The sequence below is a fragment of the Enterobacter sp. 241F3 genome (genome assembly GCF_034106785.1).
Lineage (GTDB): Bacteria > Pseudomonadota > Gammaproteobacteria > Enterobacterales > Enterobacteriaceae > Enterobacter > Enterobacter vonholyi.
Map to the genome: position 1 here is coordinate 1,367,615 of NZ_JAWNDD010000001.1, position 26,596 is coordinate 1,394,210.

At 54.4% G+C, this 26,596-nt stretch carries 24 protein-coding genes; 10 read left to right on the forward strand and 14 right to left on the reverse strand.

The features are described 5' to 3' along the window. Both mscK and acrR read right to left on the reverse strand, forming a co-directional pair. Window positions 1–3,348 (reverse strand): mechanosensitive channel MscK, encoded by a 3,348-nt coding sequence (mscK, locus tag UR504_RS06510; RefSeq protein ID WP_115874374.1) that lies wholly within the window; start codon window positions 3,346–3,348, stop codon window positions 1–3. Between the two features lie 113 nt (window positions 3,349–3,461). Beyond that, entirely contained in the window at window positions 3,462–4,115 is a 654-nt protein-coding gene (acrR, locus tag UR504_RS06515) for a multidrug efflux transporter transcriptional repressor AcrR (RefSeq protein WP_023310602.1), read from the reverse strand. 140 nt (window positions 4,116–4,255) lie between these two features. Here acrR and acrA point away from each other — a divergent pair, with 140 nt between their 5' ends. The 6 genes from acrA to UR504_RS06545 all read left to right on the forward strand — a co-directional run bounded on the left by acrA (window position 4,256) and on the right by UR504_RS06545 (window position 11,089). After that, complete coding sequence (gene acrA / locus UR504_RS06520) at window positions 4,256–5,449, forward strand: multidrug efflux RND transporter periplasmic adaptor subunit AcrA (protein WP_115874373.1); 1,194 nt, start codon at window positions 4,256–4,258, stop codon at window positions 5,447–5,449. Window positions 5,450–5,471: 22 nt separating this feature from the next. Next, complete coding sequence (gene acrB / locus UR504_RS06525) at window positions 5,472–8,618, forward strand: multidrug efflux RND transporter permease subunit AcrB (RefSeq protein WP_029741964.1); 3,147 nt, start codon at window positions 5,472–5,474, stop codon at window positions 8,616–8,618. Between the two features lie 510 nt (window positions 8,619–9,128). Next, window positions 9,129–9,503, forward strand: coding sequence for an Hha toxicity modulator TomB (gene tomB, locus UR504_RS06530; RefSeq protein ID WP_008499288.1), 375 nt, complete (start codon window positions 9,129–9,131; stop codon window positions 9,501–9,503). Between the two features lie 27 nt (window positions 9,504–9,530). Then, window positions 9,531–9,749 carry an HHA domain-containing protein gene (locus UR504_RS06535; protein ID WP_008499287.1) on the forward strand — a complete coding sequence of 73 codons (219 nt, stop codon included), beginning with the start codon at window positions 9,531–9,533 and terminating at the stop codon, window positions 9,747–9,749. A gap of 203 nt (window positions 9,750–9,952) precedes the next feature. Then, window positions 9,953–10,504, forward strand: coding sequence for a maltose O-acetyltransferase (gene maa, locus UR504_RS06540; protein WP_023310599.1), 552 nt, complete (start codon window positions 9,953–9,955; stop codon window positions 10,502–10,504). Between the two features lie 117 nt (window positions 10,505–10,621). Then, window positions 10,622–11,089, forward strand: a complete 468-nt coding sequence (locus UR504_RS06545) for a YlaC family protein (RefSeq protein ID WP_023310598.1) — start codon at window positions 10,622–10,624, stop codon at window positions 11,087–11,089. On the opposite strand, the gene UR504_RS06550 is transcribed toward UR504_RS06545, so the two are convergent. After that, on the reverse strand, window positions 11,061–12,521 hold the full coding sequence (locus tag UR504_RS06550) for a PLP-dependent aminotransferase family protein (protein WP_302234280.1): 1,461 nt from the start codon (window positions 12,519–12,521) through the stop codon (window positions 11,061–11,063). The genes UR504_RS06545 and UR504_RS06550 overlap by 29 nt on opposite strands. Window positions 12,522–12,622: 101 nt before the next feature. Here UR504_RS06550 and UR504_RS06555 point away from each other — a divergent pair, with 101 nt between their 5' ends. Further along, the gene (locus UR504_RS06555; protein WP_133293898.1) at window positions 12,623–13,333 is read left to right on the forward strand and encodes a GNAT family N-acetyltransferase; all 711 of its coding nucleotides are present in this window, start codon (window positions 12,623–12,625) and stop codon (window positions 13,331–13,333) included. On the opposite strand, the gene ykgO is transcribed toward UR504_RS06555, so the two are convergent. Both ykgO and UR504_RS06565 read right to left on the reverse strand, forming a co-directional pair. Then, window positions 13,330–13,470 (reverse strand): type B 50S ribosomal protein L36, encoded by a 141-nt coding sequence (ykgO, locus tag UR504_RS06560; RefSeq protein ID WP_003859006.1) that lies wholly within the window; start codon window positions 13,468–13,470, stop codon window positions 13,330–13,332. The two genes, UR504_RS06555 and ykgO, sit on opposite strands and share 4 nt — an antisense overlap. A gap of 2 nt (window positions 13,471–13,472) precedes the next feature. Beyond that, window positions 13,473–13,733, reverse strand: a complete 261-nt coding sequence (locus UR504_RS06565; protein WP_010428154.1) for a type B 50S ribosomal protein L31 — start codon at window positions 13,731–13,733, stop codon at window positions 13,473–13,475. 220 nt (window positions 13,734–13,953) lie between these two features. On the opposite strand from UR504_RS06565, the gene UR504_RS06570 reads away from it, so the two are divergent. Further along, on the forward strand, window positions 13,954–15,519 hold the full coding sequence (locus tag UR504_RS06570) for an EAL domain-containing protein (RefSeq protein WP_115874369.1): 1,566 nt from the start codon (window positions 13,954–13,956) through the stop codon (window positions 15,517–15,519). Here UR504_RS06570 and UR504_RS06575 read toward each other — a convergent pair. Continuing rightward, window positions 15,512–15,784 (reverse strand): metal-sensing transcriptional repressor, encoded by a 273-nt coding sequence (locus tag UR504_RS06575; RefSeq protein ID WP_115874368.1) that lies wholly within the window; start codon window positions 15,782–15,784, stop codon window positions 15,512–15,514. The two genes, UR504_RS06570 and UR504_RS06575, sit on opposite strands and share 8 nt — an antisense overlap. Before the next feature lie 134 nt (window positions 15,785–15,918). Here UR504_RS06575 and UR504_RS06580 point away from each other — a divergent pair, with 134 nt between their 5' ends. After that, window positions 15,919–16,794: a nickel/cobalt efflux protein RcnA gene (locus UR504_RS06580; protein WP_320739481.1), complete on the forward strand. Its 876-nt coding sequence runs from the start codon at window positions 15,919–15,921 to the stop codon at window positions 16,792–16,794. Window positions 16,795–16,833: 39 nt separating this feature from the next. Here UR504_RS06580 and UR504_RS06585 read toward each other — a convergent pair whose 3' ends face one another. The 3 genes from UR504_RS06585 to UR504_RS06595 all read right to left on the reverse strand — a co-directional run bounded on the left by UR504_RS06585 (window position 16,834) and on the right by UR504_RS06595 (window position 21,786). Next, the gene (locus tag UR504_RS06585) at window positions 16,834–19,923 is read right to left on the reverse strand and encodes a beta-galactosidase (protein WP_320739483.1); all 3,090 of its coding nucleotides are present in this window, start codon (window positions 19,921–19,923) and stop codon (window positions 16,834–16,836) included. Window positions 19,924–20,025: 102 nt separating this feature from the next. Further along, entirely contained in the window at window positions 20,026–21,096 is a 1,071-nt protein-coding gene (locus UR504_RS06590) for a LacI family DNA-binding transcriptional regulator (RefSeq protein ID WP_302234273.1), read from the reverse strand. Window positions 21,097–21,174: 78 nt separating this feature from the next. Next, window positions 21,175–21,786, reverse strand: coding sequence for a YczE/YyaS/YitT family protein (locus UR504_RS06595; protein ID WP_111963402.1), 612 nt, complete (start codon window positions 21,784–21,786; stop codon window positions 21,175–21,177). Between the two features lie 86 nt (window positions 21,787–21,872). Here UR504_RS06595 and UR504_RS06600 point away from each other — a divergent pair, with 86 nt between their 5' ends. Further along, window positions 21,873–23,294, forward strand: coding sequence for a PLP-dependent aminotransferase family protein (locus UR504_RS06600; RefSeq protein ID WP_133293893.1), 1,422 nt, complete (start codon window positions 21,873–21,875; stop codon window positions 23,292–23,294). 81 nt (window positions 23,295–23,375) lie between these two features. On the opposite strand, the gene UR504_RS06605 is transcribed toward UR504_RS06600, so the two are convergent. From UR504_RS06605 to UR504_RS06625, 5 genes are all read right to left on the reverse strand, one after another. Continuing rightward, window positions 23,376–23,591 carry a hypothetical protein gene (locus UR504_RS06605; protein ID WP_023310588.1) on the reverse strand — a complete coding sequence of 72 codons (216 nt, stop codon included), beginning with the start codon at window positions 23,589–23,591 and terminating at the stop codon, window positions 23,376–23,378. After that, window positions 23,588–23,839 (reverse strand): hypothetical protein, encoded by a 252-nt coding sequence (locus tag UR504_RS06610; protein WP_032638522.1) that lies wholly within the window; start codon window positions 23,837–23,839, stop codon window positions 23,588–23,590. The genes UR504_RS06605 and UR504_RS06610 overlap by 4 nt, the downstream gene beginning before the upstream one ends. A 309-nt stretch (window positions 23,840–24,148) precedes the next feature. Beyond that, window positions 24,149–24,631 carry a hypothetical protein gene (locus UR504_RS06615; RefSeq protein ID WP_302234267.1) on the reverse strand — a complete coding sequence of 161 codons (483 nt, stop codon included), beginning with the start codon at window positions 24,629–24,631 and terminating at the stop codon, window positions 24,149–24,151. Window positions 24,632–24,786: 155 nt separating this feature from the next. Continuing rightward, window positions 24,787–25,395, reverse strand: a complete 609-nt coding sequence (locus tag UR504_RS06620) for a hypothetical protein (protein WP_320739484.1) — start codon at window positions 25,393–25,395, stop codon at window positions 24,787–24,789. Then, window positions 25,392–26,543 carry an N-acetylmuramidase family protein gene (locus tag UR504_RS06625; RefSeq protein ID WP_320739485.1) on the reverse strand — a complete coding sequence of 384 codons (1,152 nt, stop codon included), beginning with the start codon at window positions 26,541–26,543 and terminating at the stop codon, window positions 25,392–25,394. The genes UR504_RS06620 and UR504_RS06625 overlap by 4 nt, the downstream gene beginning before the upstream one ends. Between the last annotated feature and the right edge of the window lie 53 nt (window positions 26,544–26,596).

Below are 26,596 nucleotides of genomic sequence, written 5' to 3' on the forward strand. Positions count from 1 at the left end.
TTAAGCCGGAGTCGGGTCGTCGCCCTTAATGTCGCGCTTCACTTCCGTATGCTCATCACCTTTCTCGTTACGCAGGTGAACCTCAAGCTGGTTGAAGGCGATATTAATATCGTTTTCACGACACAGACGATCGATAGAGCGATTAAGCTCATCCACCGTGTAGCTGCGGTCGCGCAGTTCACGCACGTATAAACGCAGCTCGTGATCCAGCGTACTCGGCCCAAAGGTGGTAAAGAACACCGCCGGAGCCGGATCGTGCATCACTTTCGGATGCTCAGACGCCGCCTTCAACAGCACCTCTTTCACCTTATCCAGATCCGATCCATAGGCTACGCCCAGGCGGATCACCACGCGCGTTACCGTATCCGAGAGCGACCAGTTGATCAGACGCTCGGTCACGAACGCTTTGTTCGGGATGATCACCTCTTTACGATCGAAGTCGGTAATGGTGGTAGCGCGAATACGGATCTTGCTAACCGTTCCCGAGAACGTGCCGATAGTGACGGTATCGCCGATACGTACCGGACGTTCGAACAGGATGATCAGGCCGGACACGAAGTTACCGAAGATCTCCTGCAGGCCAAAACCAAGACCGACCGAGAGGGCCGCCGCCAGCCACTGCAGTTTATCCCACGAGACGCCAAGCGAGCCAAAGACCGTCATCGCCCCAACAATAATGATCACGTAGTTGAGGATCGTGGTAATGGCGTAGGACGCCCCCTGGCGGAGATTCAGACGTGACAGGAGCAGCACTTCAAGCAGGCCTGGCAAGTTGCGGATCAGAGCCCAGGCGACCACCGACGACACCAGTGCAAACAGCAGGCTGCCCATGGTCACGCTTTTCATGACCGCAGCGCCCGCTTCGGTACCGTTGTATTGCCAGAGGGTAATACTGTCGAGATAGGCGAAAACGGTAATAAGATCGGACCAGATAGCCCAGAACATCACCGCAAACAGGGCGATCATCACCAGCATGGTAATGCGCAGCGTCTGCTGGTTAACCTGCTCCAGCGCGATGGTCGGCTCTTCCTGCGGCTCAGCGCCTTCGGCCCCCTCTTTCACCTGATGCTGACGACGCGCGATGGCGCGGCGATAGGCAATGCGGCGGGCCGCCACGCTCAGGCCGCGCAGCACGGTCTGATAAAGCAGGTTCCAGACGATCACCAGATAGACCGTTTCAATCCAGCGCCCGGACAGGCGCAGCGTGGTATAGAAGTAACCCGTTGCCGTCAACACCATCAGCGCCAGCGGAATGATCGCCAGCACCGTCACGGTGACCAGGCGAATATTGTGGGACTCTTTATCACGCCAGCTGTCGCGGCACATCGGCCACATCAGGATCGCAATCAGCAGCAGGTTCAGCAGGATCACCAGCTGGCCCAGCACATCATCCATCAGATGCAGCGGGGAAAGCTCAGAAACAACCGACCAGAAGTGCAGCGGCAGGAGCGCCAGGCTGATGCGCACAATCTGCCGACGCCAGTGGCTGGTCAGCTGCGCAGGCATGTTGAAATGACGCACCGCCACGCCGTCTTTTTCCAGCACCTTCCAGCACACGCCAAACACCAGCCAGAACAGCGCCAGTTTTTTACTGAACGCCCACAGCAGGTCGCTGACGTTGAGCTGCATGGTGAGCAGAATCAGCCCCACGGCCAGAATAATCAGGCACACCGGCAGGGCGCGGATGAGATCGATCAGAATCGCTTTTGGCGTATGGAGCTGGCTATCGTTGCGCAGCTGCCCTACTTCGGAGGCCAGCTTCGCCTGGTATTTTTTCAGCCAGCCCAGACGCCAGCGGATCAGGCCGGCAATCAGCAGCAGCGGTAAACCGGCCAGGAAAGCAATCATTACCGCAGGCCAGGCTTTCTCCCAGTTTACGGTGATCTTCATGCTCTTGATCTGCGTTTTCAGCGTCTCAGGGAAGGATTTGACCCAGTCCCAGTCCATCGGCTTGTTGCTGTTCACCCAGAAAATCTGCTGGGTCAGGATTTCCTGCAGACTTTTCGAGACGCTCACCAGCTGCTGCTGGTTGATTTGCAGGTTAATGGCCATCATTAGCTGGTTACCCAGCTGTTTATTGAGCTGGTCCAGCAGTTCGCGACGCATATCCACGACCTGGAGCAGCGCGTCGTGCACTTCCGGGTTCACGTCGCTGGAATGCCCCTCTTCAATTTTGGCGACAAAGGTATCGCTCTGAAAAAGGGCATCGCGCTGCTGGTTGACGTCAAACTGTTCCAGACGTAAATCCGCAATGCGGTTGGTCATGTCCTCCAGCTCGTCGGCGGACGGAAGCGTCTGCTGCTGCTGGTAGAGAATACGCGACAGCAGGAGGCTGCCCTTCAGAACAGCAATCTGCTCTTTGATGTTGCGTTCAGCCTGCAGGGCGCGATCCAGCCAGTTCTTCACCTTGATATTTTGCTGAACCAGCGAGTTGCCGTTTTCGGTCGCCAGTATCAGGCGCTGGCTAAGCTGGTGGTTGGCCTCGAGCTCCTGTTTCACCAGCGGATTCGCCTGAATGCGGGCGGTTTCGTCAGGCGATACGGCCTCCTGGGCGGTTTTTTCCGTTAGCGTCAGGCGCTTGCTGTTGACCGCTTCCTGCAGCAGCTGAAGCTGGTGTTCGAGGCGATTAATATTCGCGGTGACGTAATCGCGCTGTTTCTGCAGGGTGTCCTGCAGCACCGTATTCCCTTCCAGGCTTTTACGCTGCTGTTCGATTTGCGCATTGAGCAACGTCTGCTGCACCAGCAGCAGGGTATTCTGCGTCGGGCGCAGCGTGCCTTCGCCTACCGTCGTGCCGTTGAGGCGGTTGCGGATTTGCTGCAGCTGCTGAGACGCTGCGTACATCGCGTTTTGCACGCGCTCGGGCTGGGTCTGCAGAGAGACAAGCTGGCTGTTATACGTTGCGAGATCCGACTGCGCGGTTTGCAGGTCGTCGAGCAGTTGAGCCACGCGGGACTCGAGCTGACGTAAGGAGAGCGTCGAGAGCGTCTTGCGCGTCTCGTCGTCGTTATCCACATCGCTGAGGGCATTCAGCGCGTCGGTGGCCTTACGCATGTTTTCAGGTGCCTGCGCCACCTTCTGGCGAAGCTGGACCGTTTCTGCTTTTACGCGTTCAATTTTATCCAGCGTTTCCAGCGTTTCTGTCAGATCCTGCTGGATGAGTTTCTCCTGAGGGGAGAGATCTTTTTGTTTGTTCAGCGTGTCGAGCTGCGACTGAACATCGCCGCGCGAGGGAATATCGTTGCTGTTATCGGCGCGGGCCCAGGTCAGCGGCGCCGTGGCGAAGAAAAATAGCATCGCAAAGAGCAATGCAAAAACAGGATGTTGCGAGCGATTGATGGGCAGCATAGTTGTGAATGATGTCAGAAGATGACCGAAAATAGTCCGGCGTGAAGAATATCACGCTCGCCGAAAGCAGAATAGCGCGAACGTTATCCTCTGAGATAAATCCTGGAAAGGGATCAGGCCGTTAGCGAAGGCGCGTCGCTGCGCAGCGTGGGGCAGAGCTGTAGCATTTCCAGTAAAATCGCCACGTAGCTGCGGGCTTCCTCTTTAAGGTCAAAGGATTGCGGCGCGAAAAGCCAGTTCTCCATCAGACCTGAAATGTAGCTGCGCATCAGGATTGCCGCTCGTCGGGTCAAGAGATTGGCCGGTAATAGTTTTGCCTGCATACACAGGTTCAGGTTCTGTTCAATACGGTCATAGCTCTCCAGGCTTAGGCTGCGCTGTGCCTGCTGCACAACCGCCATCTCGCCCACGAACTCGCATTTATGAAAAATAATCTCCATCATTAATCTGCGACGTTCTTCAACTACCGTTGCTTCAAGGATATATACTAATATTTCTCTCAATACTGAGAGTGGATCGTCAGGGAATTTTGCCCGATACTCACTCTCGAGATCGCTAATGCTGGACTCTGAAAGCTCCCAGATTTCACTGAACAGATCTGACTTATCTTTAAAATGCCAGTAAATCGCTCCTCGCGTCACACCGGCAGCCTGAGCAATCTGCGCCAGCGAGGTGGATGAAACACCCTGCTGCGAGAACAAACGTATTGCCACATCCAGAATGTGTTGTCGGGTTTCCAGCGCTTGTTGTTTAGTTTTTCGTGCCATAGGTGGGTGAATTTACAGGAGTCAGATTTACATACATTTGTGAATGTATGTACCATAGCATGACGATAATATAAACGCAGCAATGGGTTTTAGACTCAGGACCCTTGATCAATTTGAAATCGGACACTCGAGGTTTACATATGAACAAAAACAGAGGGTTAACGCCTCTGGCGGTCGTTCTGATGCTCTCAGGCAGCTTAGCGCTAACAGGATGTGACGACAAACCGGCTCAACAAGGAGCTCAGCAGGCGCCAGAAGTAGGCGTTGTTACGCTCAAATCTGAACCTCTACAAATCACCACCGAATTACCCGGCCGTACAAATGCTTACCGCATTGCGGAAGTGCGTCCTCAGGTTAGCGGCATTATCCTGAAGCGTAACTTCACCGAAGGCGGTGATGTGAAGGCCGGTGAGTCTCTGTATCAGATTGATCCCGCAACCTATCAGGCATCGTATGAGAGTGCGAAGGGAGACCTGGCGAAAGCACAGGCCGCGGCCAAAATTGCTCAGCTGACGTTGAACCGCTACCAAAAACTGCTCGGCACTAAGTACATTAGCCAACAGGATTACGATACCGCCCTGGCAGATGCACAGCAGGCTAACGCAGCCGTGGTGGCAGCCAAAGCGGCCGTCGAAACCGCGCGCATTAACCTTGCCTATACCAAAGTGACCTCCCCGATTAGCGGTCGTATTGGTAAGTCTTCCGTCACGGAAGGGGCTCTGGTACAGAACGGTCAGACCACTGCGCTGGCGACCGTGCAGCAGCTCGATCCGATCTACGTTGACGTGACGCAGTCCAGCAACGATTTCCTGCGCCTGAAACAGGAGCTGGCTAACGGCACCCTGAAACAGGAAAACGGCAAAGCCAAGGTGGAGCTGATTACCAACGACGGTATCAAGTTCCCGCAGGAAGGTACCCTGGAATTCTCTGATGTGACGGTCGACCAGACCACCGGTTCCATCACCTTACGTGCGATTTTCCCGAACCCTGACAAAAATCTGCTGCCAGGTATGTTCGTTCGCGCACGTCTGGAGGAAGGAACAAATCCAACCGCACTTCTGGTTCCACAGCAGGGTGTGACCCGTACGCCACGCGGCGATGCGAGCGCGCTGGTTGTTGGGGCTGATAACAAAGTCGAAACGCGCAATATCACCGCCACCCAGGCGATTGGCGATAAATGGCTGGTGACGGAAGGTCTGAAAGATGGCGATCGCGTAATTGTTTCTGGTTTGCAAAAAGTTCGTCCTGGCGCGCAGGTTAAAGCACAGGAAGTGAAATCTGACGATAAACAACAAGCTTCGGCCGCTGGCCAGTCAGAACAAACCAAGTCTTAACTTAAACAGGAGCCGTTAAGACATGCCTAATTTCTTTATCGATCGCCCCATATTTGCATGGGTGATCGCCATTATCATCATGCTGGCCGGGGGACTTGCGATCCTGAAGCTGCCTGTTGCGCAATATCCAACGATTGCGCCACCGGCGGTGACAATTTCCGCAACCTACCCGGGGGCTGATGCGAAAACGGTGCAGGACACCGTCACCCAGGTTATCGAACAGAACATGAACGGTATCGATAACCTGATGTACATGTCCTCAAACAGTGACTCTACCGGTACGGTGCAGATCACCCTGACCTTCCAGTCAGGTACGGATGCTGACATTGCGCAGGTTCAGGTGCAGAACAAACTGCAGCTGGCGATGCCTTTGCTGCCGCAGGAAGTACAACAGCAGGGCGTGAGCGTCGAGAAATCGTCCAGCAGCTTCCTGATGGTTGTCGGCGTTATCAACACCAACGGCACCATGACGCAGGAGGATATTTCCGACTACGTGGGCGCCAACATGAAGGACGCCATCAGCCGTACTTCCGGTGTGGGTGACGTGCAGCTGTTCGGTTCCCAGTACGCGATGCGTATCTGGATGGATCCGAACAAGCTGAACAACTTCCAGCTGACCCCGGTTGACGTGATCAGTGCGATTAAAGCGCAGAACGCCCAGGTAGCGGCCGGTCAGTTAGGCGGTACGCCGCCGGTGAAAGGCCAGCAGCTTAACGCCTCGATCATCGCGCAGACCCGTCTGACCTCTGCCGATGAGTTCAGCAAAATTCTGCTGAAAGTGAACCAGGACGGCTCGCAGGTTCGCCTGCGCGACGTGGCGAAAGTCGAGCTGGGCGGTGAGAACTACGACATCATCGCGAAGTTTAACGGTAAACCGGCTTCCGGTCTGGGTATCAAACTGGCGACAGGCGCTAACGCCCTGGATACCGCCACGGCGATCCGCGCAGAGCTGAAGAAGATGGAGCCGTTCTTCCCGTCAGGTCTGAAAATCGTTTACCCGTACGACACCACGCCGTTCGTCAAAATTTCGATTCACGAAGTGGTTAAGACGCTGGTTGAGGCGATCATCCTCGTCTTCCTGGTTATGTACCTGTTCCTGCAAAACTTCCGCGCGACGCTTATCCCAACGATTGCCGTGCCGGTTGTTCTGCTCGGGACCTTTGCGATCCTGTCGATATTTGGCTACTCGATAAACACCCTGACGATGTTCGGGATGGTGCTCGCCATCGGCCTGCTGGTGGATGACGCCATCGTGGTGGTAGAGAACGTCGAGCGCGTGATGGCAGAAGAAGGTCTGCCGCCGAAGGAAGCGACCCGTAAATCGATGGGTCAGATCCAGGGCGCGCTGGTCGGTATCGCGATGGTGCTGTCTGCGGTATTTATTCCGATGGCCTTCTTCGGGGGCTCTACCGGTGCGATTTACCGTCAGTTCTCCATTACCATCGTTTCCGCGATGGCGCTGTCGGTGCTGGTGGCGTTGATCCTGACCCCTGCCCTGTGTGCCACCATGCTGAAGCCGATTCAGAAAGGCGGTCACGGCGAGCATAAAGGGTTCTTCGGCTGGTTTAACCGCATGTTCGATAAAAGCACGCACCACTACACCGACAGCGTGGGTAACATCCTGCGCAGCACCGGTCGTTACCTGCTGCTCTATATCATCATCGTGGTGGGCATGGCTTTCCTGTTCGTTCGTCTGCCAAGCTCGTTCCTGCCGGATGAAGACCAGGGCGTGTTCCTGACGATGGCGCAGCTTCCGGCAGGTGCCTCGCAAGAGCGTACCCAGAAAGTGCTGGATGAAGTGACGGACTACTATCTCACCAAAGAGAAAGACAACGTTGAATCCGTGTTTGCGGTTAACGGCTTTGGCTTTGCGGGTCGTGGTCAGAACACCGGTATTGCCTTCGTTTCTCTGAAAGACTGGTCTGAACGTCCGGGCGAAAAGAACAAGGTTGAAGCCATCACCGGCCGTGCAATGGGCACCTTCTCGCAGATTAAAGATGCAATGGTCTTCGCCTTTAACCTGCCAGCGATTGTTGAACTGGGTACCGCGACCGGCTTCGACTTCCAGCTGATTGACCAGGGTGGCCTGGGTCACGAGAAACTGACGCAGGCGCGTAACCAGCTGTTTGGTGAAGTCGCTAAACACCCTGACCTGCTGGTCGGCGTACGTCCAAACGGCCTGGAAGATACGCCGCAGTACAAAATCGACATCGATCAGGAAAAAGCTCAGGCGCTGGGCGTATCCATCAGTGACATCAACACCACGCTGGGCGCAGCCTGGGGCGGTAGCTACGTTAACGACTTCATCGATCGCGGTCGTGTGAAGAAAGTGTACGTGATGTCAGAGGCGCAGTACCGTATGTTGCCGAACGATATCAACAGCTGGTTCGTGCGCGGCAGCAATGGTCAGATGGTTCCGTTCTCGGCGTTCTCAACGTCACGCTGGGAATACGGTTCACCGCGTCTGGAACGCTATAACGGTCTGCCGTCTATGGAGATCCTGGGTCAGGCCGCACCGGGCCGAAGCACCGGTGAAGCCATGAACCTGATGGAAGAGCTGGCGAGCAAACTGCCTGCGGGTATCGGCTATGACTGGACCGGTATGTCCTATCAGGAACGTCTGTCCGGTAACCAGGCCCCTGCTCTGTACGCCATTTCACTGATTGTGGTCTTCCTGTGTCTGGCGGCACTGTACGAGAGCTGGTCGATTCCGTTCTCCGTTATGCTGGTGGTTCCACTCGGGGTTATCGGTGCGCTGCTTGCGGCGACGTTCCGTGGGTTGACCAACGACGTTTACTTCCAGGTAGGCCTGCTGACAACCATTGGCTTGTCGGCGAAGAACGCGATACTTATCGTTGAATTCGCCAAAGATCTGATGGAGAAAGAAGGCAAAGGTCTTATTGAGGCGACGCTTGAGGCGGTTCGTATGCGTCTGCGCCCGATCCTGATGACGTCACTGGCGTTTATCCTCGGCGTACTGCCGCTGGTTATCAGTTCCGGAGCGGGCTCCGGTGCGCAGAACGCAGTAGGTACTGGTGTGATGGGCGGTATGGTTACCGCGACCGTATTGGCCATCTTCTTCGTACCGGTGTTCTTCGTGGTGGTTCGCCGCCGCTTTAGCCGAAAGAATGAAGATGTTGAACACAGTCATTCGGTAGAACCTCACTGATACCGGTTTCACATGATAAAAAGGCCGCATTAGCGGCCTTTTTCATTTTCAGAAAAAATCATAAATTACGCTTATTGTGGTTCAATTTATTTTCTGCCATCTTAAATAGACATATCATAATTAACTGATAACTTAATCGGTGAAATCGGGATTTTTTTAATTTCATTTCCCCGCTTAAAGTATTAGGAATATTCCTAATAAGAAGTTCTTACAAAGATAAGTCTGAATCTAAACTTTTCTCATCATTTTTGCTAAGCCAATGAAACGTAAGGAAGCGATAAAGCACCGTCGTTAATTTGGATAAAAACGTTGAGTCCAGGACGACCATTTGCGTTCAAGCTCCCAGCCTGCGGTTTTATTTGTAATTTTTCGTAATAGCGCGGTGAAATCCAGGAAGGAGTGGCTTATAGTTAGATTATCAGGAACACAGCACTCATGTAGCTAAGTCAGTTGTATCCATCCCGACAATGATGTTCGGTGAGTAAGAAATCACTCAGAAGGGGATGCGCTATGGACGAGTACTCGCCAAAAAGGCATGATATCGCGCAGTTGAAATTTCTCTGCGAATCCTTGTACCATGACTGCCTTGCCAATCTTGATGAAAGTAACCATGGCTGGGTAAACGATCCAACGTCTGCCATCAATTTACAGTTGAATGAGCTGATAGAGCATATCGCAACCTTCGCACTTAATTATAAAATTAAGTACAATGAAGATAATAAGCTCATCGAGCAAATTGATGAATACCTGGACGACACCTTTATGTTGTTCAGCAGTTACGGCATTAACGCTCAGGATTTGCAAAAATGGCGTAAATCGGGAAATCGGCTATTCCGCTGTTTCGTCAACGTGAGCAGAGCTAACCCGGTGAGTCTTTCCTGTTAAAATTATTACAATTACTAAGGTGAATTTATGTCTGATAAACCACTCACAAAGATCGATTATTTGATGCGCTTACGACGTTGTCAGTCAATTGACACGCTTGAACGCGTCATTGAAAAGAATAAATACGAGCTTTCTGATAATGAACTGGCGGTATTTTATTCAGCCGCTGACCATCGTCTTGCTGAACTAACAATGAATAAGCTGTATGACAAAATCCCTACTTCTGTGTGGAAATTTGTCCGTTAATCTTTGAAGGGTGTCTGTAGAGTTCTACGCCTCGTTCTGAGTTTTACCATCCCGTTATGCCCCCTGTGCGTAAGCCAGGTCTCCGTGTAAAACGCGTTCAACAACAGCAATGTTGTGACGATGGTCACATCGGCTTTCCGGGAACGTTCCCCTTCTGGCCTGTTCCGATTAATCTGGGGTAATAACATCCAGAGAGGTTTCCAGTGAGCTTAGAAAAACAGAAAATGATTGCCGGTGAACATTATCGCCCCGGCGATGAGACATTACGGGCTGACCGACTGCGGGCCCGCCATCTGGTTTACCGCTATAACCACACTGCGCCTGATGAAAAAACAGAACGCCAGAACATTCTGGCGGAACTTCTCGGACAAAGCGCAGGCGCTTATATAGAGCCGAGCTTCCGCTGCGACTACGGATATAACATTTATCTGGGCAAAAACTTTTACGCTAACTTCGACTGCGTGATGCTGGATGTCTGCCCTGTTCATATTGGCGATAACTGTATGCTCGCGCCGGGTGTTCATATTTATACGGCAACCCACCCGCTGGATGCGGAGGAACGAAACAGCGGCGTGGAGTTTGGAAAACCCGTCAATATTGGAAATAACGTCTGGATTGGTGGCCGGGCGGTCATTAACCCTGGCGTCACCATTGGTGATAACGTGGTGGTGGCCTCCGGCGCGGTCGTGACGAAAGACGTCCCGGCTAACGTCGTCGTTGGCGGCAACCCGGCAAAAATTATCAAAACGCTGTGAGGTCGCGGGGAGTCAACTGTTATAGTCTTTTAGCGCCAGACTGTTACTTTTTTCAGCCTGATGGCTCCCCTAAAATTGGCAGACACCCTGTATTGTCAACTCTCATGAAGGCAAAAAATGACCGAGATACAGCGCCTGCTTACCGCCACCATCGACGATCTTAACCTCCGCGAAAAGCGCGATAATCGCCCGCGCTTTAGCATTAGCTTTATTCGCAAACATCCTGGCCTGTTTGTCGCCATGTATGCCGCCTGGCTGGCGACGCTTATTGTTATGCTGAAGTCCGAAACGCTGGTGGACTCCGTCTGGCTGCTGGTTGTACTGTTTGTCGTCTTTAACGCCTTTTTCTTTTTCGACGTGAATCCGCGCTACCGTTACGAAGATATCGACGTGCTCGATTTTCGGGTCTGCTATAACGGCGAATGGTACAACACGCGTTACGTACCAGAGGAGCTGATCGAAAACATCATGCACTCTCCGGCAGTTGAAGCCGGGCAAAAAGAGAAGCTGCAGAAAATGGTCTCCACCAAAGGACAGCTCTCTTTCTATGATGTCTTTACCCTTTCCCGCCCTGCTGCTGCGTAATTAACGCCTGCAGACGTCGGATCCCAGGCGCAAACTGAGAAGCAGAGGTATTACCGTAACCTAAAACCAGCCCGGTTTGCCCCTGCTTCGCCTCCAGGTAATACCCGCTCAGTGCAGCGGGTGCCAGCTGAAACGCTCTCGCCTTCGCCACCAGCCTCTGGTCGTCAATACCGTCTATCGCCAGCGTCAGATGCATCCCACCTTCGCCTGCCAGAATGCGGTGCGGAGAATGAAGCTCGGCGCCCAGCACCTCCCGCAGCTGGCGGTAGCGTTTACGGTACAGCCGACGCATGGCGGCAAGGTGGCGGGCGTAATGACCTTCTTCAATGAACAGCGCCAGGGTGCGCTGTTCGGCACGATGCCCACCCCGCAACAGCGAGCCGATGGCCGGACGAACCGCCTTAGCGAGCGCTGGCGGTAACACCATGAACCCCATGCGAAGTGACGGAAACAGCGTTTTACTGAACGTCCCCAGATACACAACGGGCGCATTGTTAACCATTCCCAGCATCGCCGGTACGGGCTCACCGGCATAACGGAACTCGCTGTCGTAATCATCTTCAATGATCCACGCGTTGTGCTGCCGGGCTAGGTCCAGCAGCGCCAGCCGCCGCCGCGCGCTAAGCACGCTCCCGTAAGGGAACTGATGCGAAGGCGATGTAAAGATCATTGAGGGGGCAGGCGCATCCAGCCCTTCCCAGCACATTCCCTCGTCATCAACCGGTATTCCCGTCATCGCCAGGCCGGTTTTAACAAACGCACTCTTTGCCCCGCTGTAGCCAGGGTTTTCTACCCAGGCGACATCGCCAGGCTCGCTTAACAGCATCGTGCAGAGATTGACCCCCTCAAGCGCACCTTCGGTGAGCACAATCTGGCTGGCGTCGCAGTCGATACCACGAGACAAGGCGAGATGCCGGGCAATCGCTGCCCGCAGAGACGGTTCACCGGCCGGGTCTCCATAGCCTAACAGGGCACTTCCCTCCTCGCGCAGAACACGATCGTACAATCGCCGCCACAGCGGCAAGGGGAAATAGTTAATGGCAGGCGTTCCCGGCGTGAACGACATCACAGGGGTGTCGCGCGGCACAGGGGCGGGCAGCAGGGCGACACGTTTTGTCAGCCTGACGTCAGGATCCGGCAGCGTTCGGGCAATCGTACGATGAGCGAATTGCCCCACCCGTGTCCCCTGACGGTTACGCAGCAAATAACCTTCGAGCGTGAGCTGGTCCAGCGCCGCATTGACGGTGTTTCGGGAAACCGAGATCTGCTGCGCCAGCGTTCGCGAACCGGGCAGCTGGCTGCCGGACCGAAGCCTGCCGCACAGTATCGCATCCCGCAAAGCATGATAGAGCGTGCGCTGGAGCGTCTCTTGCTCACGCTTTTTCAGCGCAGCATGGAGCAAAGTGTAAAGCTCATCACCCGGTATATTCATCTTCCCTCCTAGTGGTACCAGAAAAACATAGCCTGGTGGTTCTTTTTAAGGAACCAGCAATTCACTAATCTGGAGTTCTTTTCAACGACATGGAAATAAAAATGAATACATTCAATGAGTTTGGACAGCCTGTAGGCGAAGCCCTTATCGACTGGCAACCTCGTCAACACCCGTCCCGGGTAGTCCTTCAGGGCCACTATTGTCGGCTTGAGCCGCTGCGCGTGGAGCATGCCCACGCGTTGTTCTCCGCCTATTCCCTGGCCGAAGATACCCGCAGCTGGACGTGGCTACTGCGTGAACCTGATGCCACCGCAGAAGAGTTTGCCAACTGGGTGGCGAGCGTAAGTGAGTTATCCGATCCCATCCACTTTACCGTTATGGATAACCAGACCGAGTCTCCTGTCGGGACGCTGTCCCTGATGCGGATCGATCCTAAAAACGGGGTCGTGGAAGTGGGGCACGTTCACTTCTCTCCTCTGTTAAGCCGCACGCCAGGGTCGACAGAGGCGCAATATCTGCTGATGCGGTACGTGTTCGATACCCTGGGCTACCGACGTTATGAATGGAAGTGCAATAGCCTGAACGAGCCTTCCCGTAAAGCAGCGCTGCGTCTGGGCTTTCAGTTTGAGGGGCGCTTTCGCCAGGCGCTGGTCATAAAAGGCCGTAACCGGGATACCGACTGGTTTTCTATTCTCGACAAAGAGTGGCCGGCGCTGGCGAGCGCCTTTGAAAGCTGGCTTGCCACCGACAATTTTACTGCCGATGGCAAACAGAAAAGATCCCTGGAAAGCTGGCGAGAAACGCGCGTCTAGCGTCTTTTTTTACGTCCCTGAACCGCCTTAAAGCGCGGATTAGATTTGCAAATCACGTATAAGCGTCCCTTGCGTTTGACTATCTGGCAATCCGGGTGACGCTGCTTTGCACTGCGTAATGAGTTAAGTACCTGCATGGTTAGCCCCGCTTCGCATTGAGAAAACCGCCAAAACGCTTGCGGAAGCGCGCGGCGCTACCGTCCGTGGAGAACGTTTTCTGCTTGCCGGTATAAAACGGGTGCGATTTTGAAGAAACCTCAATGGTGATGTACGGATACGTTTCACCGTCGAGTTCAATTTCGCGGTCGGTCTTAATGGTTGAGCCAACCTTGAAGTATTCATTAGCGCTGGTGTCGTGGAATACCACGGTGCGATAGGCTGGATGGATATCAGGCTTCATCGTAAATCCTTTGTGTTTTGTTATAACATAACAAAATAATATCCAGGCCAGTTCGAAAAAACAACCCCCTCTCGCCGGGCGATATTTTCTCGGTTGCCTGAGATAAAATGAAAACCTGGCTGCCCACGTGCTATAACTATATCATTTCGCGGTAAAATCTTTCTCTTCAGGCAAGGAACTCAATGCCCAGGAACGGGTATACGAGGAAGGACACGACAGCATGAAAACCCGACATCTGGTCAGTCTGGTGACTGGCATACTTATCTTTTCTGTGCTGGTTCCCATTTGCCTGAGCATCTGGCTGGCCCATCGCCAGGCGGAAGATAAGTTTGCCAATGCGCTGGATAACTATGCGTCACGCGTGTTGGTAAGAACCGACAGAGTTGTGGATCAGGCAAAAGAAGCGCTCGATCACCTGCAGGCCTTTGAAGGGGTGCCGTGTAGCCCGTTGCAGTTAAGAGAGATGCGCCGGGTCGCTTTCTCGTGGCGATATGTTCAGGAAGTGATTTATATCGATAACCTTCAGCCGCTCTGCTCCTCCCTGGAGCAAACCAGCCATGCAGCCCCTTTCCCGCCGCCGATGCGCATTACCGAAGATGGCTACAGCGCATGGCTGACCACGCAAAACGATCTTGGGTTTAACCGCTACATGGCAGTGCTGGGAAAAGGCCACTACCTTGTCATGGTCGATCCTGCCTCGCTGGTGGACGTTATTCCTTTCGGCGAGATAGCGATTGATGCCGCCCTGGTAGGCACTACAACACACCGCATATTCGCCAGCAGCAGTAAGCTCAATTCTCACATCCGCGACATGGTTCAGGAGCGGGATGTCAAAAGCGTGCAGTACAACGGTTCAATGTACGTCATGAAGTCTGTACCTGAGCTTGGATTTACCGTCGTCGCATGGGCAACGCTCAAACCGCTGGCTGAAACCTGGCACCGGCAGCTTCTTTTCTGGTTACCGTTCGGCATGTTAATAAGTCTGCTCGCCGCGCTGTTTGTCCTGCGGATCCTGCGTCGTATCCAGTCGCCGCGCAATCGCCTGCTTGACGCCATTAACAGCCGGGATTTTGTGGTTCACTATCAGCCCATCGTGGCGCTCAGTAGCGGAAAAATTGTGGGCGCAGAAGCGCTGACGCGCTGGCCACAGCCAGACGGAAGCAGCCTATCGCCGGATATTTTTGTCCCCCTTGCCGAGCAAACGGGGCTCATCTCACAGCTGACGCAGTTAGTCATCGAAAAGGTGTTTGAAGATATGGGCCACTGGCTGCAACGCCATCCCGATCAGCATATCTCCATTAACCTCGCCCCTGCCGATTTAACCTCCGGCATCCTGCCACCTTTACTGAGTCAGCTACTGAATAAGTGGCAAATACAACCCCGACAAATCGCCCTTGAGCTCACCGAGCGCGGCTTTGCCGATCCCAAAATCAGCGCGCCGGCTATCGCCGCATTCCGCCGTTCGGGGCACCCTGTCTATATTGATGATTTTGGCACGGGCTATTCCAGCCTGAGCTATCTGCAGGATCTGGACGTCGACACGCTAAAAATTGATAAGTCGTTCGTCGATGCGCTGGAGTATAAAAACGTGACGCCGCACATCATTGAAATAGCAAAGTCGTTGAAGCTGGCGATGGTGGCGGAGGGCATCGAGACCGCAGGGCAGCTCGCCTGGCTACACCGTCACGGCGTGCAGTACGGGCAGGGGTGGTACTACAGCAAGGCACTGCCAAAAACGGAATTTATTCTTTGGGCAGAAAATAACCTCGGCACGCACGCTACTTGAGATAGGATTTGATCACCCGCAACACCACGCCAAGATCGGCTTCACGCTGCGCTTCTTCAGGCTCTTTCACCACGTGATCGGTTAAATGTCCTTCGATCACCTGCATCATCATGCCATTGACCGCCCCGCGGATTGCCGCCAGCTGCTGTAACACCTCGGCGCATTCGTGATCGCTGTTAAGCATTTTTTCCAGCGCGGTGCTTTGCCCCTGAATTTTCTTCAGGCGAGTCAGTAACATCTTCTTGTCTCTAACGGTATGTGACATCTCTGTATCCCTAATTTTTTAGCTTTTAAAGCATATCACGCTCTACTCCCCCTGAGTATTTTTCTACTGGGGGGTAGTATTACGCTACTGGGGGGGAGTAGTATCTCCGCACGCTTTCCACTCCGGAATTTCCCATGACCGATTTTGCTTCACTTCTTCAGCAGGGCAATGCCTGGCTGTTTGTTCCCAGCGCTATCCTGCTCGGTGCGCTGCATGGCCTGGAACCGGGCCATTCAAAAACAATGATGGCAGCCTTTATTGTTGCCATCCGCGGCACGCTGAAACAGGCGGTACTGCTTGGCCTGGCGGCAACGCTCTCCCATACGGCGGTGGTCTGGCTCGTTGCGATGGCGGGATTATGGTTTGGTCGGGGCTGGGATGCGCATACGTCCGAACCCTGGTTCCAGCTGATCTCCGGGGTGCTGATCGTTGCGATCGCCCTGTGGATGGCGTGGCGAACCTGGAAAGAGAGCCAGCCGCACGATCATCATCACGACCATGATAGCCATCACCACCACGACCATGAACATGAACATGAACATGAACATGAACATGAACATGAACATGAACATGAACATGACCACCATCATGATCATCATCACCACGAACACACGCTGATTGAAGAAGAGTGGCAGGACGCCCACCAGCGCGCTCACGCGCAGGATATTAACCGCCGCTTCAGCGGTCAAAATGTCACCACCGGACAGATTGTGATGTTTGGCCTGACCGGCGGACTTATCCCCTGCCCGGCGTCCATCACCGTGCTGCTGATCTGCCTGCAGCTGAAGCATTTCGCCCTCGGCGCGACGCTGGTGTTCAGCTTCAGTATTGGTCTGGCGTTAACGCTGGTCGCTTCCGGCGCGATTGCCGCCTTAAGCCTCAAGCACGCGACCAAACGCTGGCCCGGGTTTAGCGAATTCTCCCGTAAGGCACCGTGGATCTCCGCTGCGCTGATTACCGTGGTAGGAATTTACATGAGCCTGCATGGCCTGAGCGGCATTCTGGCGTAAGCATGCGGCCACGCTCTGTGGCCGCCTCTCCAGGGTCAGTTAAGGGTTCTGCTGCCAGCTGAAGGTATAGCGAAGCTGACGTGTCTGCAGAATGAATTCCGGTGCAACGCTGGGGCTCCAGGAGTCGTCGCCGCCCACGCCCATATGGAACGCATCGAGGTTAAGCCAGCATCCCGGCTCTTCCCGCAGCAGATGGTGGTGGGTTGTCTTCCGCAGCTGCTGCTGGCTGTAGCGGCTCACCGAGAAGTGGAACTGGCCATTTAGCTGATGCGTTCCCAGCGTCAGCTCCCACGTATCACAGCGCAAACCATTTTCCGTCGGGAAGATATACGGCGTGTGCATCTCCGCCAGGGGTAATGTCCAGCGCCCCTGCCGTGCCGCCAGCTTTCTGTCCGGATAGTTTTCATGCGGCCCCAGTCCCAGCCAGAAGACGTTTTCCGGCGTTTCGGCAAGATGAACGCTCAGGCCAACGCGCGCAGGCTCCGGGATATCAGATGCAATATCGACCTGAATATCGCCATGCAGAACGCCTCGCTCGTCCACCCGCCAGACTTTACGGCTCATAAACAGGGCTTTGCCGCGATACTCAAGGACGTGCTGGGTTTTGACCACCACCTCGTCTGCGTGCTGCTCTGCCTCACAGTGCAGAACGCGCGAGGTGAGATCGTACATGCCCGCCGCTTTCCAGCGTTCAACCCAGGCGTTCGGATCGATCTTCGTCGCTTCACTTACGCCAATGTCGTTGTCCAGCGGCGCGCGGCTGACGTTATCCGTCAGAGGTGAAAGCAGCGTTTCAACGCCATTTCGCCACCATTGAGTCAGATTTCCGGTTGCGCGATCGAATTGCCAGCGCTGTTGACGATGGGAGATCTCCTGAACGCGATCGTTTTGCGTCAAGACCGGCGGCTCGCCCACCGGAGCTGGCGGAGCAATAAAGAGTGGAGCCGGCAGCGGCCACTGCTCCCACGCGCAGCGATGGTCAGCCGGTGACCACGGCGTTGCCCGCGGCTGGCGTACTTCTACGTTCAGCCAGACCTCACCCGGCCCGGCTTTCAGCTCCGGCAGGTCGATCTCCAGACGCTGGGTGCCTTCAGGCGACATCGAGAGCGTCACCTCGCCCTCGGCCAGCACGTCCCCGTCACGGGCAACCGTCCAGCTCAGCACTTCGTTATCGGTGTGGCGGAACAGGTAGCCGCTTTGCACCTCAATCACCAGCGGCGAGGTGCTGACCCGCGTAAAGGTAAAGAACTGCTGGGCGCGCTGCGCCTCGTACAGCGCCGGGTGCGGCGTGCGATCGGGGAATACCAGGCCATTGAGGCAGAACTGCCGATCGTTCGGCTTATCGCCAAAGTCTCCCCCGTAGGCCCAGAACGCGTTGCCAGCTTCGTCCTGTTTCGTCAGGGCCTGATCGACCCAGTCCCAGACAAATCCCCCCTGCAGGCGAGGGTGGCTGCGAAACGCCTGCCAGTATTTCGCGAACCCGCCAAAGCTATTCCCCATCGCGTGAGCATATTCACAGAGGATCAGCGGACGCGTTTCGTCCGGCATACCGATCCATTTTTTGATTGACCATTTAGGCACTGCCGGGAAGGGCTGATCCTGATCGACACGGGCATACATCGGACAAACAATATCGGTAGCCGCCGTATTCGCGCCGCCGCCTTCATACTGCACCGGACGCGTCGGATCCGTGGATTTCACCCAGCGATACAGTGCGTCGTGGTTTGCGCCGTGCCCGGACTCATTGCCCAGCGACCAAATGATTATTGAGGGATGATTACGATCGCGCTGCACCATGCGGGTCACGCGTTCGCTCATGGCGGGCAGCCAGCGCGGATCGTCTGCAAGGCGGCTCATCGGCACCATACCGTGGGTTTCGATGTTGGCTTCATCAACAACGTACAGCCCGTAGCGATCGCAAAGCCGGTACCACAGCGGATGGTTCGGGTAGTGCGAGCAGCGCACGGCGTTGAAGTTGTGCTGCTTCATGATTTCGATATCGCGGCGCATGGTCGCTTCGTCCATCACCTGGCCGTTTTCCGGGTGATGCTCGTGCCGGTTAACCCCTCGGATCAGCAGCGGTTTACCGTTGAGCTTCAGCAGGCCATTGCTGATATCAACGCGGCGGAAGCCCACGTCGCACGCCTCAATCTCAAGCACTTCACCCTGCGGGTTGATAAGCGCAATCGTCAGGCGATACAGTTCTGGCGTTTCAGCGCTCCAGAGCGCGGGCTGTTCAACGGGCATCGCCGCCGTTAAGCGCTCTGCCCAGCTGCCGCGCTCGTCGACGATGGCTGACCCTGGACGCCGGGAAACGCAGGCGCATTTTTCCTCCGCGCGCCACAGGGTAAAAACCACCTCGCAGTCTGCAAAGCCAGCGCCTGCCAGCGCGACATCAACCTTCAGCACCGCGCGGTCCAGCTCATTATTCAGGTCCGTCACCACGTGATAATCGGCAATCCGGGTATCGGGTTTATGCAGCAAAGTCACATCGCGGAAAATGCCGCTCATGCGCCACATGTCCTGATCTTCAAGATAGCTGCCGTCGCACCAGCGCAATACCATGACCGCCAGGCGGTTCTGCCCGGGGAGTAATGCCGCCGAGAGGTCAAATTCGGCGGGCAGTCGACTGTCCTGGGAATAGCCTATCCACTTCCCGTTGCACCACAGATGGAACGCCGAGTTCACGCCGTCAAAGATGATGCGGGTTTGCCCGCTCTGAAGCCAGGCGTCATTCATTTCAAATGTGAGCGAGTAACAACCGGTCGGGTTTTCCTGCGGCACAAAAGGTGGGTTAACGGGGATGGGATAGGTGACATTGGTGTAGATGGGCGTGTCGAACCCCTGCATCTGCCAGTTCGACGGTACGGGCATCGCGACGGCATCCGCGCAATCTTCGATTGCCCATGCTTGAGGAACCTGCTCCGGCGCTGAAAAATAGCTAAACCGCCATAGCCCGTTGAGAGAGCGCCTGCTGGTAGATCCGGCGTCATCTCTGGCGGAAGATTCATTGCGCCAGCTGTGTAACGGCGCATGTGCGGCCAGACGGTTCCACTGGGTGACGCCGGGGTTTTCCCAGTCCCGACGGGCCAGAATGGCGCTGAGGGTCAGCGGTGAAGTGGTGGACATAGTAACCTCTTTGCGAAGCGCTCACAATTTTGGTTAACATGCCCTGGCACCCGGCGATGGTAAAGCGCCCATTCGCAGGGTAGCGAGTCAGATCACAAAGTTTTATTTGCGGGCAATCTGCTCGGCAAGGAGTGCCAGGCTTCTCAGCTGCTCCGCCAGATCCTCGCGTTCAGCCTGCTTAGGGTTGCGGCGTGCGCTTGAATGACGGGTAACCAGCGTCACCGGCAGTTGAACCTGCCAGCACGCCTCCTCCCCGGTGGGGGCCAGCAGCCATTCCACGCTGCGTTCACCCGCATCGCGAAACGCCTGACGAATGGTCGTCAGCGGCGGGGAAAACCAGGCGCTGTCGGCCGTATCGTCAAACCCGACCACCGACATCTGGCCAGGAATAGCGACCCCTTTTTCCGCGCAGGCGCGCATTACCCCGAGCGCCATCTGATCGTTAGCCACCAGAATGGCATCCGGTAATACCGTCCCCGACAGAAGAACATGCCCTTTCTCATAGCCGCTTGCGGCGCTCCAGTCACCGTAAGCCACCTCAGCGGCTTCATACCCCGCGCGGGCCAGAGCGGCTCTCCACCCCGCCAGACGCGCCCGAGCAGAGACCGAGCTTTCCGGCCCGCTCAGCAGAGCAATATGTCGATGCCCCAGCGAAAGCAGATGCTCAACGCCCAGACGCGCCCCCTGCTCCGCGTTAAACACGAGGCTGTTTACCCGCGCTGAAGGCGCCACATCGAGGAACAGCACCGGGACGGGCGACGCCAGTGCCCTGAGTTCTTCAGCGTCACGATCGTCAAGCGGAACATTCACCAGCAGCGCGTCCACCCGCTGCGCCAGTAGCGCCTGAAGCGCGACCTGACAGTGCTGCGGCTGTTCCACCATGGAGATAAGAACGCTCGCCCCCTGTTCCGCCGCGCGGGATTTTACCGCCGACACAATTTGCGAGGGCGCATGCAGGGCCAGATCGGTGGTGATAAGTCCCAGCGTGCGGGTGCGTTTACCCGCCAGCTGCTGTGCGCGCAGGTTAGGCACGTAGTGTAGCTCCGCCATCGCCTGCTGCACCTTTTCCCGCGTGCGGGCAGAAACATGCTCCGCGTCGTTAATGACGCGAGAAACGGTCTGATAAGAAACCCCCGCAAGGAGGGCGACATCATAGAGAGTGATAGCTTTCATGCATTGTGGCATCGCGTGAGTCGGGGCCCATTATTGTGGCACAGCGACGCCGTTAAAACATGTGAGCGCTTCGCAAAATTAAACAACCCGCTCCGGCTGGGGTATTTCCGCAATGCGCGGCTTCTGGCGGAACCAGGGCAGACAGAGCTGGATAAGCGGGCCAATGGTCAGGGCATAAAGTACGGTTCCCACGCCAAAGGTGCCGCCAAGCACGCACCCAATCAGCAGGACGGACACTTCAATTGAGGTGCGCACGCTACGAATGGACCACCCCAGCCGGGCGTGAATGCCGGTCATCAGACCGTCGCGCGGGCCTGGCCCGAAACCGGCCCCGATGTACATGCTGGTCGCAATCGCGTTCATCACGATGCCCGACACCAGGAAAGCGATTCGAACGGGTAACGATTCCAGTTCCGGGATAAGCGCCATGCTGGCGTCCGCCGCCAGACCGATACAAATCACGTTACTGATCGTGCCAAGCCCCGGCATCTGGCGCAGCGGGATCCACAGCAGCAGCACCGCAGCGCCGGTCACAATAATCACCGTTCCGATAGTCATTCCCAGCTGTAACCCCACCCCAAGGTGAAATACATCCCAGGGGTCGACGCCCAAATCGGAACGAATAAACATCGCGGTGGACAGGCCATACAGTCCTAAACCGACATAGAGTTGTAGCAGACGACGTACCATTTTTATCTTCTCCAGTGAACCAGGCTTTCATCCTGACCTAAAATGGCACTATGATTAATGTCCAGTTTTCAAATAGTGGACTGCATATGTCATCACGCCGCTTCGGAAGCCAGTCTCTGGTACGCCTTTTAGGCCACTGGCAACAAGCTTCATCCCGAACCCCGCTCTGGCGACAGCTGGCCGACGCGCTGCGTTTATTAATCCTTGATGGACGGCTGGCACTGAATACGCGGCTGCCGGGCGAGCGTGAGCTGGCCGCGGCGCTGGACGTGAGCCGTACCACCGTCAGCAGCGCGCTCGCCCATCTGCGTGAAGAGGGATATCTTGAAAGCCGCCACGGCAGCGGGTCACGCGTGATCCTCCCGGATACGCGTGCCGTTCCCACTCTTTCCGCGGCGAGCGCGGCACTGGATCTCTCCACTGCCGCCCTCAATGCCGGGCCGGAGATCCATCAGGCGTATACCCATGCGCTCACGGCCATTACCCAGCATCTCTCGCTGACGGGCTACGATCAGCTAGGGCTGCCGACGCTGCGGGAAGCCATCGCTGCACGCTATACCGCGCGTGGTCTTCCCACCCGCGCGGACGAAGTGATGGTGGTCAATGGCGCCGTCAGCGGCTTCGCGCTGGTCCTGCGGATGATGACCGGGCCCGGGGATCGCGTCGTGGTCGATCATCCCACCTATCCGCTGGCGATTGCCGCCATTCAGGGCGCGCAGTGTCGGCCCGTGGGGGTGTCGCTGCCGGAAACCGGTTGGGATACGGATGGCTTTGCCGCAACACTTGCCCAAACCGCGCCGCGCCTGGCGTACCTGATGCCGGATTTTCATAATCCGACCGGGCGCTGTATGGATATTGCCACCCGTCAGGCTATCACGGATATTGCAGCCCAAACCCGCACGGCGCTGGTGGTGGATGAAACGATGGTGGATCTCTGGTTTGATGCGCCTCCCCCGCCACCGCTGGCTGCCTTCAACCCGCAGGCCACCGTCATCACTTTAGGCTCCGCCGGCAAAAGCTTCTGGGGAGGGCTGCGTCTAGGCTGGATCCGCGCCTCATCGCGCACCATCGCCACGCTTGCCCAGACGCGGGATACGCTGGATTTAGGCTCGCCGCTGCTGGAACAGCTGGCAATGCAGTGGCTCATTAACAACAGCGAGACGTTTCTGCCCGCACGCCGGAAGATGCTAGCGGAACGGCGCGATCGATGCGGTGACCTGCTGCGAGAACATTTCCCGGAGTGGAAATTCCACGAGGCGGAAGGCGGGCTCTCCTACTGGATAGAGCTACCGGGCATGCTGGCGACACAGCTTGCCGCACGGGCAGAAATAATCGGGATTAACCTTGGAACCGGGACGCGATTTGGTTTATCGGGGGCGTTTGACCGCTATTTACGTATGCCCTTCTCGCTGGAATCGACAGAGCTTGAGCAGGCGTTACTGAGGATCAAACCGTTATGGCTCGCCCTGAATAAAAACGTGCCATCGTTAAAACGCAGCGTAATCTAATATTAAAATATTTGAAGCAGATCATAAAATAAAAACTGCTGACTGTAATATATGCAGTCAGCAGTTTTCACTGGTCAGTGTTTAATGTTGAGGAGGAATAGGAAAGCCTTTTAGTGAAATAACGAAATTATCACCGTCTTTCTTTATTTTTGCACCGGTATCACACCAGTCAGACGCAATACGAAAGAACTCATCGCTTCCAACATTCCAGCCAAGACGTACATGCTTCACGTAGCCTGAACGCAACAGATCGCAGGCCTCGTTGTAGTCACTGGCAGTTGACAGTTGTTGTTTCATTTTCTCTTCTTCAGAAGTTTACGCAGAGCCTTGATTTCTTTAGGAGTAAAAGGAGAAACACTCTCTTCTTCCGTATGCTGATTATCAATATCCTCTTCCGATACTCCCGCCTCTTCTACTGCTTCGAATGCCAGCAGCAGCAGTTTCTCTGTTGTCACGCTTAAATTCTCGTTATTGAGTTCCGCATAGTGGCGAAGCCTTTCTTTTAGCGCGTCATCAATCTTAACGTTTAATACCGCTGTAGCCATGTTTGTCACTTCCCTTCGGAATAAGTACTTTATTTAATACACGAAGTTAACAATGTTATCCAGATATAAATTTTTTCGAGTTATGGAAGAAAATAGACGTCCAATTATAAAATGACAGTCTATTATTACAGGTTTATGACAATAATATTTCAGCGCGATGAAATATATATTACACGATATAGGCATCATATTATTGTGGGATAGCAGTCAAAAGTGAGAGGTGAAAGCAGGAAGATTTTATGAGGGCGGAAATGGGTGGGGGCCCTGCCAGCTAAGCTTTTTCTAACGAAACCTATGTATTTCAATGCACTAAAAAGCGGTGGGGCAATGATTTTGTATCACCAAAAGTATACACTGACAAGCCGTTTTCTCATGCGACAGACACAAAAAAACCGGGGCTGACCCGGCTTTGTATGGCTTTTGACCAAACTCCATCTTAGCTACATTTTCCACTACAATGTAGGATCGCCCAACCTCTTCAATCAGTGGTTGGAGGTTCGTATTGCTTCCTTTGACTGTAAATAGGTCTTCTGGCTGTTCATCTTTTACGGCTTTTTTAACATAACCATAATACGGACGACTAACCGCAGTCCTTAAAGATACCGCCGTACAAGAAGATAAAGCGACCACATTTTCCCCTGTGTACTTGAACACTGGCGGCTCATAGTTTTTGATCACGCTCCGGCAAGAGTTCACAAATTGTGTGAACGCTTCAATTTTACCTGCCAGGGCCATACGACGGGCATGTTCGATCTCATCTACCGTGAAGCGGGAGCGGAATATCTGTCGCACAAATGGGTGGGCCCTTGACGGCTAGCTATACTCTTATTTTCAGTGTCATAGGGTGCGGTCATGCGGGGAAAATAGCGTTACGGATTAGCTTAATGAGATTGCCGATGCGAAAGCATCGCCCGGCAATATTGAATTCAGGGGGAGAAATAAATCGATCAGGATGCAGGAGGCGTTAACGGCTGAACGTCATTGCTATTCACCCAGCCGTGCGTCGTTTTTCCGCTAGGGGCGACAAACTCTACCTCTGCCCAGCCAGCCTGGGTTTGTATTACCCCTACTACGTCTCCTTTAACGATCCAGGCTTTACGCCGGGTCGCGGCATCAGGCGTGGAGCTCAGATAAGCCCGCGGGCTGCTTACCGTCATCAGCGTTTGCCACTGTGTCTGCCGCGTCCTCTCCAGTTCCAGACCTGTCGCAATTTCAGGCATCAGCACATTCATACACCCAGCATGGTTTTGCCCATCAGGAATGGTTAATGTGACACCCGCGGTATTCGCGGCAATATGGCCCGCGAGCACAGATGAAGACCATGAAGTGATGGTGTCTGGCTGTTGCGCTGAAACATGGCCTGTCAGAAAGAAAGTGCAGGTACGTTTTACGCTGTCTTCAGCCGATTCAGAGTAATACCCGGTGATATTGCCCGTCGGTGAGACGGCGAGTAACAAACCTTCATATACGCCAGACTGTAGCGTCGTGGCATACGAAGAAAACGCCGCCATTAAGACTGAAAAACCGCAAACTATGCGCATCATTTTAATTTTCATCTCCGCCCCTTCTCCAGGCTTTCATACGTTCTGCGAATTTTAACGTCATAATCACCGAAATCGTTTCCGTTATAGTTGAATGCCATATTATAAAAGTCCTTATTTACCATTGCCGACAGTAGTGAGCTGTTCTTATTGCACAAATGTAAAAAAGCATTTAATTGCTTACCGGCATTAGACTTCATATCTTTTAAAAATGTGCCGAGATCTTTATAACCGCACGATTCGTAATTAAACCCCATAATCTGGAACATCCCCCATGAACACGATTTTATCGCAGCTTCGGCATCAAGTGCGTAAGCCTTCGCCAGGGTATTCCATGCAGAAAGCTGGTCGATATTGTTTTTTTGCCATTCCGGACCCGCTTTCTTTACATATTTATAAGACAAGAAAGGGTGGGTTTGATCGTATTTCCTTTTGGTGTATTTACGGAAAATATGCCCTTCATACGCAATAATCGGTAGATTTAAAGCATTAAACCCAGATCGTCCGCCCGACTCCACAATAGAAAAAGCTTTGATGATATTCAGTTCTACCCGACGATTAAGATTTTCCCAAGCTTCAGTAAAGTCCTGTTCCGTCAGCGATACAGCCCCATCAATTCCAGGCGCCATCAGCTTGCTTCGCTCAAGGGTTTCATCTGCTACGTTGTAGCGCTCTTTTCTCAGATAATCGTTAACCAGCTGACGGACGCTATTTTCATTGGCAGAAGGTTGCCTAAAAAATGAAGACGTGAAAGACGATTGTTGAGACGCAAGGGGATATTTCATCGCAGCAGCAACTAATCCACGGAAAGTCTTCCCTTCTGGCTCAATAACCCCATCGGGATGCTGGAAACGCAAATGAATGGACTGAAACTGGCTGATGGTTCTGATCAATGTCGGGGAAATAATCCCATCTTCTGGGATGTCATACTGGATGATAGGCTTAATGAGATTAAACAGGTATTGCACGATAATCACGTCGCGCTGAAAGTTTCCTGCTTTACCTGGCGTTCCTACGGCACTTTTCAATAAAGGTGACAAACGTCTGAGAGAATTATCCATTTCTGAGTACTCATAAATGAAAAAATATACGGTTAGTGGGAAACCGCATCTCGTGATCGACAGCATCAAGCTGCTCACATCCAGCAGGCATTGATACGCCACTTGCGCCGCACCAGGTAAACACTGAAAACAGGAGTTATTGGGAGCACAAATGG

What these genes read in the sequence shown, in the direction of transcription:
- mscK (WP_115874374.1), bottom strand. Translation starts at nt 3,348, where the DNA reads ATGCTGCCCATCAATCGCTCGCAACATCCTGTTTTTGCATTGCTCTTT.
- acrR (WP_023310602.1), bottom strand. Translation starts at nt 4,115, where the DNA reads ATGGCACGAAAAACTAAACAACAAGCGCTGGAAACCCGACAACACATT.
- acrA (WP_115874373.1), top strand. Translation starts at nt 4,256, where the DNA reads ATGAACAAAAACAGAGGGTTAACGCCTCTGGCGGTCGTTCTGATGCTC.
- acrB (WP_029741964.1), top strand. Translation starts at nt 5,472, where the DNA reads ATGCCTAATTTCTTTATCGATCGCCCCATATTTGCATGGGTGATCGCC.
- tomB (WP_008499288.1), top strand. Translation starts at nt 9,129, where the DNA reads ATGGACGAGTACTCGCCAAAAAGGCATGATATCGCGCAGTTGAAATTT.
- UR504_RS06535 (WP_008499287.1), top strand. Translation starts at nt 9,531, where the DNA reads ATGTCTGATAAACCACTCACAAAGATCGATTATTTGATGCGCTTACGA.
- UR504_RS06545 (WP_023310598.1), top strand. Translation starts at nt 10,622, where the DNA reads ATGACCGAGATACAGCGCCTGCTTACCGCCACCATCGACGATCTTAAC.
- UR504_RS06550 (WP_302234280.1), bottom strand. Translation starts at nt 12,521, where the DNA reads ATGAATATACCGGGTGATGAGCTTTACACTTTGCTCCATGCTGCGCTG.
- UR504_RS06555 (WP_133293898.1), top strand. Translation starts at nt 12,623, where the DNA reads ATGAATACATTCAATGAGTTTGGACAGCCTGTAGGCGAAGCCCTTATC.
- ykgO (WP_003859006.1), bottom strand. Translation starts at nt 13,470, where the DNA reads ATGCAGGTACTTAACTCATTACGCAGTGCAAAGCAGCGTCACCCGGAT.
- UR504_RS06565 (WP_010428154.1), bottom strand. Translation starts at nt 13,733, where the DNA reads ATGAAGCCTGATATCCATCCAGCCTATCGCACCGTGGTATTCCACGAC.
- UR504_RS06570 (WP_115874369.1), top strand. Translation starts at nt 13,954, where the DNA reads ATGAAAACCCGACATCTGGTCAGTCTGGTGACTGGCATACTTATCTTT.
- UR504_RS06575 (WP_115874368.1), bottom strand. Translation starts at nt 15,784, where the DNA reads ATGTCACATACCGTTAGAGACAAGAAGATGTTACTGACTCGCCTGAAG.
- UR504_RS06580 (WP_320739481.1), top strand. Translation starts at nt 15,919, where the DNA reads ATGACCGATTTTGCTTCACTTCTTCAGCAGGGCAATGCCTGGCTGTTT.
- UR504_RS06585 (WP_320739483.1), bottom strand. Translation starts at nt 19,923, where the DNA reads ATGTCCACCACTTCACCGCTGACCCTCAGCGCCATTCTGGCCCGTCGG.
- UR504_RS06590 (WP_302234273.1), bottom strand. Translation starts at nt 21,096, where the DNA reads ATGAAAGCTATCACTCTCTATGATGTCGCCCTCCTTGCGGGGGTTTCT.
- UR504_RS06595 (WP_111963402.1), bottom strand. Translation starts at nt 21,786, where the DNA reads ATGGTACGTCGTCTGCTACAACTCTATGTCGGTTTAGGACTGTATGGC.
- UR504_RS06600 (WP_133293893.1), top strand. Translation starts at nt 21,873, where the DNA reads ATGTCATCACGCCGCTTCGGAAGCCAGTCTCTGGTACGCCTTTTAGGC.
- UR504_RS06605 (WP_023310588.1), bottom strand. Translation starts at nt 23,591, where the DNA reads ATGAAACAACAACTGTCAACTGCCAGTGACTACAACGAGGCCTGCGAT.
- UR504_RS06610 (WP_032638522.1), bottom strand. Translation starts at nt 23,839, where the DNA reads ATGGCTACAGCGGTATTAAACGTTAAGATTGATGACGCGCTAAAAGAA.
- UR504_RS06620 (WP_320739484.1), bottom strand. Translation starts at nt 25,395, where the DNA reads ATGAAAATTAAAATGATGCGCATAGTTTGCGGTTTTTCAGTCTTAATG.